Below are 17986 nucleotides of genomic sequence, written 5' to 3'. Positions count from 1 at the left end.
AATCCTCAGCAGTTTCGACTCGACGATGACAGAACCGTGACCTGCACGAGTCCGGCCGAGGCGCGCATGTTGTGGCGCGAGACGATGGCGGCGGACGGCCTCTACCAGCACGCCGCTGCCCGCCTGCGGCCCGAGGAGATCGTCTTGGACATCGGCGCGAACATCGGACTCGCCACGATGATGTTCGCGGAGAAGTGCCCCGGAATCGGGGTCATCGCCGCCGAGCCGGTACCGATGATCTTTCACTGCCTCCAGCGCAACATGGCCGCTCATGTGCCGCACGGGGTGTCGTTGCAGGTTGCGGTCGGTGCCGTGCCCAGGACTTTGCCGTTCACCTGGTACCCGCAGGCGTCGGCCAATTCCAGTCTGTATGCCGACCGCGAACGAGACGATGAAAACACCAGGATATTTCTGCGCAACAGCGGCCTGGACGATGAATCAATCGGATACATCACTGCCGGGCTGCACGATGGCGAGCAGATCGACGTGGACGTGACCACGGTGTCGGCGGTGCTGGCCGAACACGCCCCCGACGCTCAGATCGGGCTGCTCAAAGTGGATGTGGAGCGGGCAGAATTGGACGTCTTGCGCGGCATTTCCGAAACGGATTGGCCCCGTATTCGTGCCGTCGTGGCCGAGGTACACGACACCGACGGCCGTTTGGCCCAGTTTTGCGAGTTGCTGAGCCGGCACGGACTGTCCCCGCACAACAGGCAAGACCCCTCCTTGGCCGGGACCGAACTGCACGAGGTCTACGCCGCCCGGCCCGCGGACTACTGACTCGATACAGACGCCGCCCGGCCGCGACCCGCTCGGCGACAAGGACGAGGTGGTGGACTGCGCGAGCTGGTCGCCGCCGAATCGGTACTGCGGGACCGTGAACCGGTCAGTGGTCGTCGTAGTGTCCGTCGTCCACGGGGACCAGTCGGTGCCGCCCGAGCCCCTCGCCGCCGGTGTACGGCGCGAACCCGTGGGCTGGGTCGTGTCTCCCAATGGGGTGAATCGATCGGCCCCATTGCTGGGGCCGATCGTGCATCATGGCCGCTGTGGCGACCGCGATCAGGCAGACGGTATGGAAACGCCACCGCCGCTATGCCGCCGACGGCACCTGGGATCGGGTACTGACTGCACTGCTGGCATCGGGCGGTCCCGAGGCGCGCTGACGACCAAGATTCATCTGGCCACCGATGGTGCCGGTCGCGGTCTGGCGGTGCTGCTGACGCCCGGTCAAACCAACGACTCCCCGCTGCTGCCACAGTTGCTGGATGCGGCGGTGGTGCCGCGGCTGGACGGCGGACCGCCACGCCGGAACCCGCAGGTTGCGATCGCCGACCGCGCCTACTCGGCTGCGTCGAATCGAACCCTGCTGCGGCGCAAGCAGATCCAGACCGTGATTCCGGAACACTCCGATCAGGTCGCTAACCGCAAACGCAAGGGCCGTGCTGGCGGCCGGGCACCGAACTTCGACCCTCAGCTCTACAAGCGGCGCAACGTCATCGAACGAGCTTTCAACAAGGCCAAGCACTGGCGAGCGGTCGCGACTCGCTACGACAAGCTCGCGACCACCTACCGTGCCGGATTCGTCCTGGCCATCGTCGTCGAATGGCTCAAATCATTGGGAGACAAGACCTAGGGGTTGAGCGCGCCCGGGCCTTCTTTGGGCCGCTCCCCTAGGCTCACGGGATCCTCTCAATACGTCACCGTGACGTATTGAGGTGGGCTGGCTGGGTGGTGGAAGGCCGGTCACCACCATCCCAGGATCGGCTGGAGTTCTCGGCCGAGCGCGGGGGCCAGAGACCTGGAATAGCTGGCGGTGAAGTGATGCTCGTCGTGGTAGATGAGGATGTTGCCCTCGACCACGGGGCAGATATCAGGTTCGCAGACAGCATCGGTGAGGTCGATCGGGAATACGTTGGGGTAGGCCGCCGCGGGCTCGAGAGCCGGGTCGACCGGATTGAGGGCATAGTCGCGTTTCATGCCGCAGCTGAGCCGGTCGCCACCTTTGCTCAAACAGTCGATCCCGCTGTAGCGAATACCATTGCGCCGCAACCACGGGGTGTCGCGGACGGCGATGACATTGAGATTGCGGGCGGACAGTTGGGTCCACACATCCAGGTAGTCCTGGGGCGTTTCGTCACCACCGTCGTCCACGGGCCGGGTGCCAGTGGTGAACACCCAGTCCGGGCGGTCGGCACCGAGACGGTCGATCACCTCACGGGACCAGTCTCGGCAGTCCGGATTGGGCTGGCCTTTGTACATGGGGTCCGCGGCGACGGTGAGCGGACAGCCCATCTTCAAGTAGACGACAATCCGGAAATCGTTCTCGGCGGCGAGAATCTGCAGAGCGGGCAGCCAGTGCTCGGCGTGTGAACTACCCACCACCGCCAGCGTGCGCTCCGCGGTGGTGTCTCCGTAGGTGCAAGTCACGACGTCGCGGGTGTTCCAGTCGGCGATACAGCCATCGAGGGTGGGCGGCGGCAATTCCGAGGGCGCTTCCAACACGGTGGGCCGCATCTTCGCGAGTGGTGCGGAGGCGCCGCTGACCAATGCCTCAGCGCCGGGGTAGATCGCAGGATCCAAGGCGAATGCGCTGACGGCCGATGTGGATTGGGTGCGTATGACGAAATGCCAGGCCGAGGTCACGCCGATCACTGATGCGCCGAGCACCGCGATCATCGACCATGCGGCCCGCCGATATCCGGTGGACAGGGCCGGGGGCCGTGTCCCCGAACGCAGCGGCTGCTCGATCCATCGGTGGGTCATCCAGGCGAGTACGAGCGAAGCGCCGATGATCAACACACCGTCGGTGAATCCCGCCCGCGGCCGGCCGGTTTCGACGAGAAGGAAGATCAGGAGCGGCCAATGCCACAGATACAGCGCGTAGGCCAGTTCTCCCAGCCGAACCGCCGGCGAAGTGCCGAGCAGCCTGTTGGGCAGGGGTCGCGACGCGGGATCGGTGTTGGCGCCGCTGGCGATCAACGCGATGGTCGCTCCGACCGGAAGCAAGGCGGCCGGGCCCGGGAACAGATCGGCGCCGTCGAGGACCACTCCACACGCCAGCACCCCGGCCACACCGGCTATCGCCAGTAGCCACCGCACCGGCCGCGGCGGCGAGATCATCGGGGCCACGATCACGCACGTCGCACCGGCCAGCAGCTCCCACAATCGCGCGAAACTGTCGTAGTAGTTCCAGCCCTGATGCGTGGCCGCACCGTGCGCGGCATAGGCGAAAGATGCCACGCCAACAGAGCTGATGACAGTCAGCAGCACGGGGCGCAGCAAACGGGCGGTGCTCGCGCGACGGGACAGCACCCAGGCGATGCCGGCCACGATGGTGATGGCGAGTAGGTAGTACTGGCCTTGCACCGACATCGACCACAAATGTTGCAGTGGACTCACGCTCGGGTCTGCGGCCAGGTAGTTCGACCACGACAGCGCCAACTGCCAATTCTGGTAGTAGAACATCGAAGCCGTCGTCTGGGTGGCGATGTCGGACCACCGCGTGTACGGGATGATGTAGAACGCCGCGACAACCACCGCGGCCAGCACCGCGACCATTGCCGGGACCAGTCGCGCGAGCGTACGTCGCACCATGGCGACCATGTCGACCGATCCGGTCGACTCGGCTCGGCGTATCAGCATCCCGGTGAAGAAGAAGCCCGACAGCGTCAGGAAGACATCGACGCCGCCGGACACGCGGCCCATCCAGATGTGGAACATCACGACCAGCGCGACAGCCAGTCCGCGTAATCCGTCCAGGTCCAGCCGGTACTGCGAGCCCACCGTTCGACGTGGCGCATCCTGGTTCTCCTCGCGGCGTACGCGAGTCGACAACCTCATCGGCTACCTCTGACAGCGAAGGTCCTGCAGTGCGCCGAGGGCGTCGGCTGATGCAGGGCGGGCGGAAAGTGGACAGCGGACTGTTTACCACGATCGGTAGCAGTGCAAACGAACGCACCCGTCACTCACACCACACTCACAGCTCCCGCCTCGGGCGTATTCCGGCGAACGGGTGGACCGTGCCACCAGGTCGCGGCGACGGGTGGGCCGAGCTCACTACTCCCCCGTGGGCTGAGCTCGACCCACTCTCACGCGCGCGGATCTGCGGGAAACACTCCAGCGGTGATCGCCGGTGCGAGCCCGTTGTCAGGCCGCGCGTACCCGTAGCCGATCGACGCTACGCAGAATCGGTTCGAGCCCGCGGGCGGCGACCGGACCGAGAATGGCCATCAACAGCACATAGGTCGTCGCCAGTGCCGCGAACTCCGGTGGTGCGGCGCCCGCGGCCACGGCGAGACCAGCGATGACGATGGAGAATTCACCGTGGGCCACGAGCGCGGATCCAGCGCGAGCACGTCCGTAGCGGGAAGCCCCGGCCCGCCCGGCAGCCCACCAGCCGGTGGCGATCTTGGTGGACGCCGTGACCACCGCCAGCAGCACTGCCCAGCCCAGCACCGGCGGAATGCTCGCCGGATCGGTACTCAGCCCGAACAGCACGAAGAACAACGCCGCGAACAGGTCCCGGATCGGTTCCAGGAGTTTGGTGGCGTTGTGGGCGGTGGAATCGGAGATGGCGATGCCGAGCAGGAACGCACCGACCGCCGCCGAAACCTGCAACGCGGAGGCGAATCCCGCGACCAGCAGCGCCGAGCCCAGCAACTTGAGCAGGAAGATCTCCCGATCACTGCTGTCGACGATCAGCGACACGTAGCGGCCGAAGCGCAAGGCTACGACGAGCACCAGGGTGACCGCGGCCAGCGCGATGCCGACCGTCTGCAATCCGGCCACGAAGCCCACCCCCGCCAGGACCGCGGTCAGCACCGGTAGGTAGCCGGCCATGACGAGGTCCTCGAACACGAGAATCGAAAGGATGGTGGGGGTTTCGCGGTTCCCGACTCGACCCAGGTCGTTGAGCACCTTCGCCACGATGCCCGAGGAGGAAATGTAGGTGACTCCGGCCATGGCGATGGCGCCGGTGACGCCCCAGCCCAGCAGCAACGCCACCGCGACGCCGGGGGTGACGTTGAGCACGATGTCGACCAGTCCCGCCGCCCACGAACTGCGCAGTCCGGTCACCAGTTCGGAGGCGGTGTACTCGAGACCGAGCAGCAACAACAGCAGGATGACACCGATCTCGCTGGCGAGTTCGATGAATTCGTCGACATGATGAAGTTCGATGAGACCGCCGGTGCCGAACACCAGACCGCCCACCAGGTAGAGCGGGATCGGCGACATACCGATCCGGCCGGCCAGGCGGCCCAGCAGGCCGAGTCCGAAGAAGACGGCACCGAGTTGAATCAGGGACAGGGCTGTTTGGTGTGCCATCAGTCCTCAGCCGTCCGTCAGGATCCGGCCGGCCGCGGTGAGTCCGTCGACCGTGCCGACCACCACGAGCATGTCTCCGGCGGTCAGCACGAAATCGGGGCCGGGAGAGGGCAGTACGTGCCCAGCGCGCATGACAGCGACGATGGACGTCGTCGTGCGAGTCCGCATCTGGGTATCACCGAGTAGACGTCCGTCATACGGGGATCCGGCACGTAAGGGCAGCTGCCGGGACGCCAGACCTGTCAATTCCCGATGTTCGTCGTCGAGCTGGGCCATCAGCTGCGGTGCCCCCAGGAGGTTGGCGAGCACCGCGGCCTCGGGGCCGCTCATCGGAATCTGTTCCGAGGCATCGGGATTGCCGATGCGGCCGATGAGCAGATCGATGGATCCGTCCTTGTGGTCGATCACGCCGACGCGGCGACGCGATCCGGACAGCCCGAACTCCTTCCGTATGCCGATGCCGGGCAAGGGAGTCACTTCAATATTCACAAATCGAACATAACGGACATCTACTCATCGGGTTCGGGGACCTCAGCACCCTTCCGCCGTCCCGATCGACAGTGGTCTGGACTCGTCGATGCTCAGGAAGATCCCTTGCAGAGCAAAGGGTTCCGAGTATGCGCGGCCAACGGCAGACCCGGACAGCTCGTCACTGCGTCACCAGATTGGTGGCCGAAAGGCGAAGACCTCGTAGAGCTCCGTTCCGCGCAGGAACGCGTCCTGACGCACCTCCGTAGCCAAACCCTGGGAGCGCAACAGCGCACAGAACTGTGCCAGGCGATCGCCACAGTCGTGGACTTCGGCGACGACGGTTCGCATCCGAGCCCAGTCCGATTCGGCTATGCCGCGGACGACATCCAGTTCCGCTCGCTCGACATCGATTTTGACCAAACCGATTTCGCCTGCCGGCGCCTGATCCGCCAGCAATGCCGACACGGTAGTAACCTCCACGTCGATCTGTTCCCCGTCCTGCAGGTCGTTGGTGACGAGAGCGATCGCCTTCTGATCGAGGCCGCAATTCTGCAGAAAGATCGTCGTCGACTGGTTCTCACACTGACGGTCCGCGTACAGGCTGTAGTTCGCTGACGCCCGTGGGTACCAGGTGAACTGTGCGGTGCCCTTCGCTGCGCCTACGCCGATTTCGAGCGCGATGCCGTCGGGAACGTGCGCAACCATGTTGCGGCGCAAGCACTCGAATGTCAGTGGAGCGGGCTCGACGGCGATGACGCGCACGCCGGGACAGGTATCGGCGAAGGCTATTGCGCTGAGACCGATGTTCGCGCCGATATCGAGCACGATGTCGTCCGGGTGCAGTTGGGCGGCCGCCCGTCGGTAGTACCCCTGCGTCGACATCTCGTCCCAGAGCATCCGGGCCTCGGCGGGGCTCGTGCAGGTCACCGATCTGCCGTCCGCGAGAGTGAGTCGTTTGAGGGAAGTCAGCATCGTCAAGCACCTTTCCGGAACAGGGCCGAGCGCGGCCGGCATCGTGGGGCGTATCAATTCGGGTGACGCGTATCGACGACGGTGCGGCAGATATAGCCGCTTGCGAAAACTATTGAGCCCATGGAAGAGTCGGTCGCCGCCCACCGCAGCGAGTTACCCGGCGGTCGCCACCCCGACCCCGGACCTTCGTCGTATCGAAGCTCGATGAGCCCGCTCGAACGGTGCCGCGCCGGGACCGCCTTCGGTCCCGTGCGCGATGGCACGTATCGGATCCACCGCCCCGATACACCGAACCACAACCAGATTTCGAATCGCCGGAACCCCGCAGCCCGGCGTCGACGGTCGTCGTACACCTAGCGGGTCACTCTAGCCCTCACGACGACTCGCGTCCTGTATTTACCGGAAAGGGTCGCATTAAATCTGAGCAAGTATGTCCGTTTGGTCTGGAATTCAGTCGCTCTGAACGGCACCGCCAGGCGGCCTGTGGCGCCGCAACAGCCTTGTTAGCGAACACTTTGCCACCGAATCGGTCTTGCTTCACTGTCGAGAGGATGTCGCGCTGACGCTCCGTGGATTCGCATCTGAGGCGGTGCGAACAGTGTCTGTGTGTCCCGCGAGATTTAGAGGATCCAGATCATGTCAAATTGCGAGACAGTTGCCACACGCTATGCCTATCATCTATCGGCGGCTGCTGGCCCGCCGCGTCGTGCCGCTGTACCGATCGAGTGTCTCGAGACTCTGCGGGCGCCTGTGAAGCCGGCGGCAGCCGCGCGAGGAGCCTCACGAGAATTCCGAGAAACATGTGAGCAGATTTGGGACGGATTGATGACTTCACCGGAAGTGGCCGAGCACCTCGCAACCCTGGTATCCGCCACAGGGATGGACGTGGAGTTGGGCGGAGTTGTCCGTATTCTCTCGTCGGCCCCTGCTGGTCGGACGACGACGCTGTCCGGCGACGAGCGCGAACAGCTTCTGATGGAGTGCCTCGAGAGTCTGACTCGGAGCACTCCCGCCGCTGTCGTGTTGCGCGGCGCCACAACAGCGTTCGTCGCGATTCCCTCGAGGCGACCGTTCCGCCTGATCGGCCGCCGGGCGACGAACGACGTCGGCGGGTCCTTGCCGGCGTTCGCCGCGCACGCCCGTCAGTTGATCAAGGTCAAAGTCGGCGCTCTGGGCGAGGTCACCGCCCGCCTGGTCAACCCTGGCAAGCCGAACAGGTCGAAACTGTCGCACTGACGTAGCACTCGGTCAGCGCCTGCCTGCGCCCCGGGCCGCAGGACCAATTCCATCGCCGTGCAGGGGATTTCACCCCGTCGCCCCGGGCGTGAACCGCACCGAGCCTCCGGGGGCCTCGTCGTTGACTGCTGCTTCAGGCAGTATCACTTGCGATGAGGCCTTCGCGGTGATCGAGAGATGTCGCGACCTGCCTGCGAGACCAGGTGCCGGGACAACGAACGCACCGACATTCGGCAGGGGTTCCCTGCCGAACGGAGTACTTTCGGCGGCCTACCGCGGAGAATGAAGACCTTCTCGAGTTCGGCGAAGGGCCGGTCGCCTCTTGCTCGGAGCTTGCCTTGGTGATCTCACGCAGTGCGTCATTCTCAGAATTGTCGATACCACTGCCCGGTCGTGATGATCTCTCTTCCCTCCAGGATCCGATCGCGGCCAACGGGACGCCAATACCGATCGGTCCCCACTCGCTGGGCACCACTACCACGAATGTGGCTATTTTGTAGCAATAGGATCGAAGCGCTGACCCTGCGTCGTATGCGATGCCAGCCCTCGGGTTCAACTGCGGAAATATCGCCTCATAGCGTCCATTTTGCCCGTTATGGGCCGGTCATTAAATGGACAAATCGGAATTTCCTTCGGTTAATGTTTAAAAATGAGGTCTCTAGAGGTAATCTGGCGAATGATCCGCAATCCCTCAATGCGGATCCCCGATTGAGGACGTGCCCACCCACGCCCCCAATGTTGCGCGGTGGTGCCGCCCGAGTCCAGTGGCACCACCGTCCGGGTTTCCGCCCGTGCGATACGAAGCGAACAGGAAGAGGAAATGGTCGATACGCCATCGATGGCGCCGTCCTACGCGGGCGCCGCCCGACAAGCCCTGCGTCGCCATCCACGAGTTTTATTTCGGCAAGTTCCCTTCCGTCACTCTTCCGAAACATCGAATCGCGAGTCGAGGAAGACAACACGATGACGTCGGGCAGCGTGACGTTCGGCAATGTTCAGGTCGTATGGAGCAGCGAGAGGTCTCTCTTCATAGCCTTCAGTGCGGACTTCCCGGGGCTGTACGCCAAAGACCGGTGGTCCGCCGTGCGTGCTCGCCGGCTCATGGAAGAGCGTGTACGAAGTCTTTTGATCGCCAACGAGCTGTGAGGTTCGAATGGCAACACGCAAAGTAATTGTTCCCTCGGCGGAGGTCAGTGGTTGGCGACTGCGGAACTTGTCGTCCTTTTTATTGTCATGTGGACGATCCTGTCATTCATTATCGGGTGGGCCTTGATGGGGCGCCGGCGCTGACTTCGACCCGAGGAGGAAAAGCGCAAGTCAGCGGAATCAGCACTGTTGGCTGTACTGGAAATTGGGCGCGGGGTCACTGGGCGGGGGTTTGTACCCCTCGGGCCACACCGTCTTGTCGTCGTAGGTCAGATGGTCGGTGCTCAGGAGCTGGTGGAGATCGGCATCCGCAAGGTTCGCTCCTTCCAGATGAGCGTAACCGAGGTCCGCCATGAAGAAATTGGCGCGCGAGAGGTTCGCGCCCCGCAACGACGTCGCGTGCAGATCTGCGTGCGCCAAGTCCGCACCTCTGCCGTCCAACGCCGATAGGTTCACACGGTCCAACCTCGAGTAGGACAGATTCGCAAATTCGAGGTTGGCGCCGGACAGATCTGCACCCTCCAGGTTTGCGAAGTCCACTCGCGCGCCCTGCAAGTTGGCGCCATCCAGTGTGGTCGCGCAGAGCTTGGACCATGTCAACCACGCATGCATGAAGACCGTATGGCTGAAACGCTTGCCGGACAGATCGATCATGACCAGGCAGGTCTTCCGGAGATCGAGCTGGTGGTCCCGGAACGGCGTGTACGTGTGACTGATGGCCGCTGCGGCGGCCCACAGGTCTGCCGGTGCCGGCTCCGCAACCGGAGAAGTGTCTACCGGCAGCTCGACATCCGGGCAATTGGTCAATTCTCGCGACCGCAGAAACGCGCCGAGTACCTCGACCACCGTTTGCGAGTCGGCCGCGGAATCTCGGGCAATGCGCTCCAACGCGTAGACCCCGCCTACTCGTACAGTCTGCTGGTCGGAACCCAGATGCTCGACGGACTTACCGAAACGATCAGTGACTTGCACTTGCTGAGACAGACCGTACTGGTGCCGCGTCTCGCGCAGATTCAGACCCGTGAAGACCAGGGCCCCGACCGCCGCCGACGCGGTGGTGATGGCTGCCAATGCGGTCCACAAGTCCTTGTTGGCCCAGCCGCGTACAGCACCCGCCGCAGTCCGCAGCGGCCGCTGTCCTCCCGGTGCTTTCGGTGCTTCTGACGACGTCGGCTCACTCGAGGTCACCACGGCATCATGACGCTGGACCTGAGCTAGCGAAGGGCACCACGCCGTATGTGACCAGCATCGACGCATTGTGCTGCGGCTGGGGCGAAGTGAGAGATCTCGCCCTGGCCGCAGCAGTTCTCGTCAGTTCAGCGGATGGTGCCGAAGCCGGGGATCAGTGGGAGGTCCAGGGGGGTGACCCAGCCCGGCGGGAGGGCGTTGACGGCGGGGACGGCGTTGAGGGCGCGCATGCCGGTGGACAGGCAGCCCGCTACCGCGGGGGTGCGGCCGGAGCCGTCGGTGAAGCGGAACGAGGTTTCCTGGGCGATCGAGGGGCTGCCGAAGATGTCGACGCGGTAGACATCGTCCTTGGTGCCGGCGGGCCAGTCGGGGGCGGCGTCGAGGCCGATGCGGTTGACGTGTTCGAGGGTGATGACCTCGCGGCCGTGGTAGACGCCGTTGATGGTGAAGCGGATGGCGGCGACGGTGCCTGCTTTGACGCCGCCCTTGGCGGAGGGACGGTCGGTCGGGGTGACCCACTTGTCCCAGGTGGTGGTGATGGCATCGAGTTCGATGCCCGCGGCCGCGGCGATCATGGGAACGGTTGCGCCCCACGCCATGATGAGCATGTCGGGGTGTTCGAGCAGGGCCTTGAATTCGGGCGGGTGGCCGATGCCCATCTCGAATTCGTAGTCGCCCTCGTAATCGGTGTAGTCGAGCAGTTCGGAGGCGCGCACCGACTGCACCTCGCCGCACAGGCCCATGAGGGTCAGCGGGAACAGGTCATTGGCGAAGCCGGGGTCGATGCCGGTGGTGAAGCATGACGCTCCCCCGGCCTGGCAGGCTTCGGTGATCGGGTCGCGCCACACGGCGGGCAGCTGCTTCATCTGCGGCCACACCCACGGGGTCATGGCGGTCGAGCAGACGTCGATGCCGGCGCGCAGGAACGCGCCGATGACGCGCATGTTCTCCTCGGCGAAGGCGGCGGTGGGCCCGTAGTGGACGACGGCGTCGGGGCGCAGCGCGATGAGTTCGTCGACCGAATCGGTGGCCAGGACACCGGTTTTCGCGGCCCCGCACAGGTCTCCGGCGTCGCGGCCGACCTTGTCGGGATTGCTGACGCCGACGCCGACGAGCTCGAAGGCGGGGTGGCGCACGATTTCGGCCAGCACCATGGAGCCGACGACGCCGGTCCCCCACAGCACGATGCGTTTGGTGGTCATGGTGACTCCTGGATTCATCGGTGGAATTCGCCGCAGTCGACGGTGAGCATCTGGCCGGTGACGGCGGTGGCGAGGTCGCTGGCCAGGAACAGGGCCGCGCGGGCGACCTCTTCGGGTCCGGCGAGGCGGCCCAGGTCGGTGGGCGCGGCCTTCTGCCGGTAGATGTCGTCGTGGGTGACCCCGGATTGGCTTGCCAGCCAGTCGAAGTAGGCCTTGTTGATGTCCTCGTACACATACGAGGGGGCGACGGAGTTGACGCGGATGCCGCGCGGTCCCAGTTCGGTGGCCAGCGAGGAGGCCAGGTGGGCGAGCGCGCCCTTGGACAGTTTGTAGCCGGAGTATTCGGGCTGCGAGCTGTAGGACACGCACGAGTTGAGCATGATGATCGACCCCCGGGACGCGGCGAGCGCGTCGGCGAACAGGGCCGAGAGTCGCAGCGGCGCGAACACATTGGTCTCGTTGGCGTCGCGCAGCGCTTCCACGTCGATCTGGGTGATCGGGTACATGGGCGGGATGGCGAAGGCGTTGTTGATCAGGCAGTCGACGCGGCCGGCCGCGGCGACCGCGCGTTCGGCGAGTGTGCGGCGCTGATCTTCCTCGGTGATGTCGGCGCGCACGACGTGGGCGGTGGCGCCGAGGGCACGGGCTTCGTCGGCGTATTCGTGCAGGCGTTTCTCGGTGCGTCCGGCCAGCACGAGGGTGGCGCCCATGTGGGCGGCTTCGATGGCCAGGGAGTGGCCCAGTCCGGGGCCGACGCCGGAGATGACGATGACCTTGCCGGCCAGCAGCGGTACCGGGCGATAGGTGTCGGGGATGTGCGGGGCGGCTGACACGACTCCTCCTCGAGTCCTCAGCCGTTACAGAGCGTAACGACTTAGTTGTGACAGACTGTAACGACTCGTGCCCGCAGCGACAAGGACGAAATCCGTGACCACACGCCACCGGCTCGGCCCGCACCGCGATCCGGCGGTGGACACCGCGGTCCTCGACGCCGCCCGCGCCCTGGTCGTCGAACAGGGTTACGCCGCAACCTCGATCGACGCCATCGCCGCCCGCGCCGGAGTGTCCCGACCGGCCATCTACCGCCGCTGGCCGTCCAAAGCGCACCTGATCGCGCAGGCGGTGTTCCCCGACGTCGGGTCCGCGGTGGTGGCGCCGGATCTGCTCGGGGAGATCCGCAAGGTCATCCGCGGCACCATCCAGCTGTTCGGGTCCGCCGAAACCCGCGCCGCCATGCCCGGTCTCATGGCCGAGATGCGGGAGGACTCCGGGCTCTACGAGAAGCTGTCGGCCCGCCTGGACTCCCCCACCCGCGACGAACTCGGCGACTACCTGCCCGGGCAGGACACCCGCCCGGGACTGGACCCGAACACGGTGCTCGACACCATCGCCGGAGCGGCCCTGTTCGCCATGTGCATCCGCGATATCGACGATCTCGACGGCTTCGCCGCCTCCCTCGAGGACCTACTCCTCTACGGCATCCTCGGTCGCCCCGCCGCCGGCTAGCCCCGGGGGGCGTGTTCAGGTCTCGGCGGGCCCGACGCCCGGACTGAGGTGAGCGCATCGAACAGCGGCCGGAATTCGACGACCACTCTCGGCGACCCGTGCCTTTCCGTCTCGGACAGTTCGATCATGTGGCCGGTTGGCGGTGCGGACCGGGATTCACCGGTGTGCATCCCGCGCCGGCGCGATCACGCCCACCCCGGCGACTCGGATCCTGCGCCACTCCCCCACGCCCGGACGTCGATCGCTGGCGGTTCGCGGCGCGAATATCGGTGGGCCGAACGGTCTTTCGCCGGTAGCCTGCCCGCCATGGCGGCGAAGAACAACAGCTATCTCGATCAGGTCGTGGCACAACAGGCCGAACTGGAGGAGGACCTGCGGCCCGCGTTCGCGCGGTCCGCGCCCGCACCCGCGGCGATGCCGATCCCGCCGGGCGCCCCGAGTCCGCGTGGCGCGCTGGCCAAACGGGCCGGGCGCGTGGGGTCGGCGCGGGAGAACACCCCGCAGGGTCCGGTGGAGGTGCGGGTCAGCGGCTGGTGGCGGTGGCGCACGGTGCTGGTGCCGCCCAACGCGTTCGTCGTGCACACCCGTCGCGGCGCGGCCGAACCCCTGCACATCGGTCTCGGTGTGTCGTTCCGGTTCGATCCCGCCAAGGACTCCTACCTGGTGGTGCCCGGCGCGATCCAGACCATCCTGATCAACGCCTACTGCATCTGCAGCGAACTGCAGGGCGTGCTGGTGCAGGGGTACGTGCAGTGGATCATCGACGATTTCGCCACCGCGTACCGCAAACTCGACTTCTCCGATCCGGAGGATCCGATGCGGCTGGTCAACGTGCAGCTGCGCGAACAGGCCGAGGCAGCGATCAAGGACAAGGTGTCCACGATGGCGGTGCGTGACGTGCTGTCGGACAAGCAGCCCATCATCGAGGAACTCACCGCACGACTGCGCACCGTCGCCGAGGGCGCGGGCGACGGTGCGCGCGGGCTGGGCCTGTCGATCGTGACCGTGCAGATCAAGGAGGCCGTCGTCTCCTCGAACACGTTGTGGGAGAACCTGCAGAAGCCCTACCGCAGCGAACAGAACCGGGTCGCGCGCCTGGCCGAACTCGACGCCCAGGAGGCGGTGTCGGTGCGTGAGGCCGCCGCCGGGCGCGCCGCCGAGCAGCGGCGCATCGAGAACGAACGGGAGCTGGCCGAACTGCGCGCCCGCAACGATGCCGCGTCCTTCGACCGCGAATCCGCTGAACGGCTGCGTCGCACCGAACGCGAGCACGAGGTGAACCGGGAGGTCGCCGACTTGGCTCAGCAGCAGGCGCTGCACACGCTGCGTCTGGAACGTGAGCAGCACGCCGAGAAGCTCGACAACGCCCGCCGCCAGGCCGAGCGGGTCGCGCTGCGTCAGGAAGCCGATCTGGCGTTGGCGCAGGCCAAAACTCGGGTCGCGCACGAGGCGGCGCTGCTGGAGTTGGATCGGCAGCGGGTCGGTGTCGACATTGCCAACAGCCGCAATGCCGCCACCATGCAGGCGGAGTTGATCGAGGCCCTGCCCGCGATCGTGGACAACCTGCCCACGCCGACGGAGTTGCGGACGGTGCAGATCGGCGGCGACACCACGGGATTGGCGAGCGTGGTGGCGCAGTTGTCGGACATCATCACCGCCATCCGCAAAACCGGACAATCCTGACGCGTCGGGTGTCGTCATTCGGGCCCGCCACGCCCCCGCGCCGTCATACCGTCTGAGAAGGCTTCGATGGTGGGAGTGGATCGAGAATGGTGATGAGCGAACCGAATACGACACCCGCAGTGTTCCAGGCGACCGCCGCGATCGACCCCGACGCGATCGCGGTCCGCTCGATCGGCGGCGCCGTGACCCTCACCTGGCGCGACTACGCCGCCCAGGTCCGCGAGATCGCCGCGGGCCTGGCCGCGCTGGGCGTGGGCCGCGGGGACACGGTGGCGTTCATGATGGCCAACCGCGTCGAGTTCTACCCCCTCGAGGTCGGCGCCCAGCACACCGGCGCCACCTCGTTCTCGGTGTACAACACCCTGTCCGCCGAGCAACTGCACTACGTGTTCAGCAACGCCGGCAACCGGGTCGTGGTGTGCGAAGCGCAGTACGTGGACCGGATCCGCGCGTGCGGGGTGTCCATGCAGACCATCGTGTGCGTGGACACCCCCGCGCCCGGCACGTTGAGCGTCGCGCAGCTCAAACAGCTGGGGCGCAGCGACTTCGACTTCGACGCCACCTGGCAGGCGGTGACCGGCGAGGACATCGTCACCCTCTGCTACACCTCCGGAACCACCGGCAACCCGAAAGGCGTGGAGATCTCCCACGCCAGTCTGGCGTTCGAATGCCGCGCCTACGCCTCGGTCATGCCGGTCGAGTTCGGCGACCGCATCACCTCGTTCCTGCCGACCGCGCACATGGCCGACCGCGTCACCGGCCTGTACCTGCACGAGTACTTCGGCACCCAGATCACCGTCGTCCCCGACCGCACCCAGCTCGGCGCCGCGCTCGCCGACGTGCACCCCACCATCTGGGGGGCGGTGCCGCGGGTGTGGGAGAAACTCAAAGCGGCCGTGGAGTATTCGGTCGCCGCCGAAACCGATCCCACCCGTCGGGCGGCGCTGGTGTGGGCGCTGGAGGTCGCCGCGCGCAAGGCCGCGGCCCAACTGGCCGGGCAGCCGCTCACTGACGGGCTGGCACAGGAATGGGCGCGCGCCGACGCGGCCGTGCTGGGGGCGTTGCGCGCGAAACTGGGCCTGGATCAACTCAAATGGGCGCTCTCGGGAGCCGCGCCGATCCCGGCGGAAACCCTCGGCTTCTTCTTCGGGCTCGGCATTCCGATCTCGGAAGTGTGGGGCATGTCGGAGTTGACCTGCATCGTCAGCGTCGCCCCGCCCGGGCAGGCGCGGCTGGGCACCGTGGGGCGGCTGCTGCCCGGGCTGGAGTCCAGGATCGCCGAGGACGGCGAGTTCCTGGTGCGGGGGCCGCTGGTCATGCGCGAATACCGCAAGGAACCGCAGAAGACCGCCGACACCCTCGACGCGGACGGGTGGCTGGCGACCGGTGACATCATCACCTGCGACGCCGACGGATATCTGCGGGTGGTGGACCGTAAGAAGGAACTCATCATCAACTCCGCCGGAAAGAACATGTCGCCGGCCAATATCGAGAACACCATCAAAGCCGCCGCCCCGCTCATCGGGGCGCTGGCCACCATCGGCGACAACCGCGCCTACAACACCGCCCTCATCGTCCTCGACGCCGAATCCGCGCCCCCGTACGCCGCCCAGCACGAGCTGCCCGACGCCTCGGCGGCGACACTGGCCGCCGACAAGACGGTGATCGCCGAGATCGCGCGCGGCATCGCAGCCGGGAACGCGAAACTCTCACGCGTGGAACAGATCAAGCGATTCACGATCCTGCCCACGTTCTGGGAGCCCGGCGGTGACGAGATCACCCTCACCATGAAGTTGCGGCGCCGACCGATCGCGGACAAGTACGCCGCTGATATCGACCGCATGTACGTGCCCGACCTGGCCGAAGGCGTCCACGAACCCGGTCCCGCCTGACCGCTTGCCGTGACACTCGGACCCCGGCGGTAGCGCGGGGGTCCGAATTCACCCCTTCATAACAGAGCAAGTGCTCTGTTATGGTCGGTGCATGCCCCGCCCCCGCACCCACGACCCCGATCGGGTGCTCGACGCCGCCGAAGCGCTCGCCGTGCGCTCCGGACCCGCCGCGGTCACCATCCGCGCCGTGGCCACCGCCACCGGCGTCTCCAACGGCGCGCTCTACCACACCTTCGGTTCCCGCGCGGAACTGCTGGGCCGCACCTGGATTCGCGCCGCCCACCGCTTCCTCGCCCTGCAAGCCGACCTGGTCGCCGCCGCCGGCGACGGCATCGACGCGGTCATCGCCGCCGCCGAAGCCCCCGCCGAATTCGCCGCCCGCCACCCGATGTCGACCCAACTGTTCTTCACCGTCCGCCGCGACGACCTCCTCGGCGACGACCTGCCCGACACCGTCCGCACCGAACTCGCAGCCACCCAGAAAACCCTGGTCGAGCTGATGAAAACCCTCGCCCACCGGCTGTGGCAGCGCCGCGACGCCCACGCCGTGGACACCCTCACCATCTGCCTGGTCGACCTGCCGACAGCGATCCTGCTCGACCGCGACCGGCTCGCCAATCCCGTAGCCCGACAGCAGTTGCGGGCCGCCGTCCGCGCGGTCCTCGACATCGGGCCCGCACCCGCCTGACCCACACCGCGAAGGAACCCCCATGCCCACCCTGAGCTACCGCGACAAGATCGCCGTCCTCGACCTCGGCGGCGACGAGAACCGCTTCTCACCCGAATTCCTGACCTCCGTCGGCGAACACCTCGACACCGTCATCGCCGACGGCGCCCACGCACTGGTCACCACCGCGTCGGGCAAGTTCTACTCCAACGGCCTCGACCTGGACTGGCTGTCGGCCCATGGCGAGCGGGCCGAATGGTATGTCGCGCAAGTCCAGTCACTGCTGGCGCGCGTGCTCACCTTCCCCATGCCCACCGCCGCCGCCCTGCCCGGACACGCCTTCGGCGCCGGCGCCATGCTCGCTCTGGCCCACGACTACCGGGTGATGCGCGCAGACCGCGGCTACTTCTGCTTCCCCGAAGCCGACATCCGCATCCCGTTCACCCGCGGCATGTCCGCGCTCATCCAAGCCAAACTCACCCCCCGATCGGCCATCGCGTCCATGACCACCGGACGCCGCTTCGGCGGCCCCGACGCTTTGGCCTACGACCTCGTCGACGCCACCGGCGACCTCGACACCCTCACCGACACCGCGCTGGCCCTGCTCGGCCCGATCGGCGCCAAAGACCAGGACACCCTCGGCGCGATCAAGGCCACCATGTTCGCCGACGCCGTCTCCGCCCTCCACAACGCCTGAC

15 protein-coding genes are annotated in these 17986 nt (G+C 66.3%); 8 read left to right on the top strand and 7 right to left on the bottom strand.

Going from position 1 to position 17986, the window contains the following annotated elements; translation table 11 throughout:
- The first annotated feature begins 66 nt into the window (after nucleotides 1–66).
- A complete protein-coding gene (locus tag ACFRAQ_RS15945) occupies nucleotides 67–780 on the top strand; it encodes an FkbM family methyltransferase (RefSeq protein ID WP_379099867.1) in 714 nt (237 codons plus the stop codon).
- A gap of 190 nt (nucleotides 781–970) precedes the next feature.
- Nucleotides 971–1633, top strand: coding sequence for an IS5 family transposase (locus ACFRAQ_RS15940; RefSeq protein ID WP_379099864.1), 663 nt, complete (start codon nucleotides 971–973; stop codon nucleotides 1631–1633).
- 110 nt (nucleotides 1634–1743) lie between these two features.
- Here the strand turns inward: ACFRAQ_RS15940 and ACFRAQ_RS15935 are convergent, their stop codons facing one another.
- The 4 genes from ACFRAQ_RS15935 to ACFRAQ_RS15920 form a co-directional block, all read right to left on the bottom strand.
- Nucleotides 1744–3840, bottom strand: coding sequence for an acyltransferase family protein (locus tag ACFRAQ_RS15935; RefSeq protein WP_379099861.1), 2097 nt, complete (start codon nucleotides 3838–3840; stop codon nucleotides 1744–1746).
- A 306-nt stretch (nucleotides 3841–4146) separates the two neighbouring features.
- Entirely contained in the window at nucleotides 4147–5325 is a 1179-nt protein-coding gene (locus ACFRAQ_RS15930; RefSeq protein ID WP_379099857.1) for a cation:proton antiporter, read from the bottom strand.
- 6 nt (nucleotides 5326–5331) lie between these two features.
- Entirely contained in the window at nucleotides 5332–5814 is a 483-nt protein-coding gene (locus tag ACFRAQ_RS15925; protein WP_379099854.1) for a cation:proton antiporter regulatory subunit, read from the bottom strand.
- 168 nt (nucleotides 5815–5982) lie between these two features.
- The gene (locus tag ACFRAQ_RS15920) at nucleotides 5983–6768 is read right to left on the bottom strand and encodes an FkbM family methyltransferase (protein WP_379099851.1); all 786 of its coding nucleotides are present in this window, start codon (nucleotides 6766–6768) and stop codon (nucleotides 5983–5985) included.
- Between the two features lie 825 nt (nucleotides 6769–7593).
- Here ACFRAQ_RS15920 and ACFRAQ_RS15915 point away from each other — a divergent pair.
- Nucleotides 7594–8004 carry a hypothetical protein gene (locus ACFRAQ_RS15915; protein ID WP_379099848.1) on the top strand — a complete coding sequence of 137 codons (411 nt, stop codon included), beginning with the start codon at nucleotides 7594–7596 and terminating at the stop codon, nucleotides 8002–8004.
- Nucleotides 8005–9330: 1326 nt separating this feature from the next.
- On the opposite strand, the gene ACFRAQ_RS15910 is transcribed toward ACFRAQ_RS15915, so the two are convergent.
- From ACFRAQ_RS15910 to ACFRAQ_RS15900, 3 genes are all read right to left on the bottom strand, one after another.
- A complete protein-coding gene (locus ACFRAQ_RS15910) occupies nucleotides 9331–10338 on the bottom strand; it encodes a pentapeptide repeat-containing protein (protein ID WP_379099845.1) in 1008 nt (335 codons plus the stop codon).
- A 128-nt stretch (nucleotides 10339–10466) separates the two neighbouring features.
- Nucleotides 10467–11540, bottom strand: coding sequence for a dihydrodipicolinate reductase (locus ACFRAQ_RS15905; RefSeq protein ID WP_379099842.1), 1074 nt, complete (start codon nucleotides 11538–11540; stop codon nucleotides 10467–10469).
- A 14-nt stretch (nucleotides 11541–11554) separates the two neighbouring features.
- Nucleotides 11555–12373 (bottom strand): SDR family oxidoreductase, encoded by an 819-nt coding sequence (locus tag ACFRAQ_RS15900; RefSeq protein WP_379099839.1) that lies wholly within the window; start codon nucleotides 12371–12373, stop codon nucleotides 11555–11557.
- 94 nt (nucleotides 12374–12467) lie between these two features.
- Between ACFRAQ_RS15900 and ACFRAQ_RS15895 the strand changes: the two genes are divergently transcribed.
- The 5 genes from ACFRAQ_RS15895 (at nucleotide 12468) to ACFRAQ_RS15875 (ending at nucleotide 17985) form a co-directional block, all read left to right on the top strand.
- Nucleotides 12468–13046, top strand: coding sequence for a TetR/AcrR family transcriptional regulator (locus ACFRAQ_RS15895; protein ID WP_379099836.1), 579 nt, complete (start codon nucleotides 12468–12470; stop codon nucleotides 13044–13046).
- A gap of 306 nt (nucleotides 13047–13352) precedes the next feature.
- Nucleotides 13353–14729, top strand: a complete 1377-nt coding sequence (locus ACFRAQ_RS15890) for an SPFH domain-containing protein (protein ID WP_379099833.1) — start codon at nucleotides 13353–13355, stop codon at nucleotides 14727–14729.
- Nucleotides 14730–14815: 86 nt separating this feature from the next.
- Nucleotides 14816–16621: a fatty acid--CoA ligase FadD11 gene (gene fadD11, locus ACFRAQ_RS15885; protein ID WP_379099830.1), complete on the top strand. Its 1806-nt coding sequence runs from the start codon at nucleotides 14816–14818 to the stop codon at nucleotides 16619–16621.
- A gap of 91 nt (nucleotides 16622–16712) precedes the next feature.
- Nucleotides 16713–17309: a TetR/AcrR family transcriptional regulator gene (locus ACFRAQ_RS15880; RefSeq protein WP_379099827.1), complete on the top strand. Its 597-nt coding sequence runs from the start codon at nucleotides 16713–16715 to the stop codon at nucleotides 17307–17309.
- A 22-nt stretch (nucleotides 17310–17331) separates the two neighbouring features.
- On the top strand, nucleotides 17332–17985 hold the full coding sequence (locus tag ACFRAQ_RS15875) for an enoyl-CoA hydratase-related protein (protein WP_379099824.1): 654 nt from the start codon (nucleotides 17332–17334) through the stop codon (nucleotides 17983–17985).
- Nucleotide 17986 lies beyond the last annotated feature (1 nt).

Source organism: Nocardia sp. NPDC056611 (assembly GCF_042792755.1).
Classification (GTDB): Bacteria; Actinomycetota; Actinomycetes; order Mycobacteriales; family Mycobacteriaceae; genus Nocardia.
The sequence above is the reverse complement of the archived record's forward strand: the minus strand, read 5'-3'. Positions and strand labels throughout refer to the sequence as shown.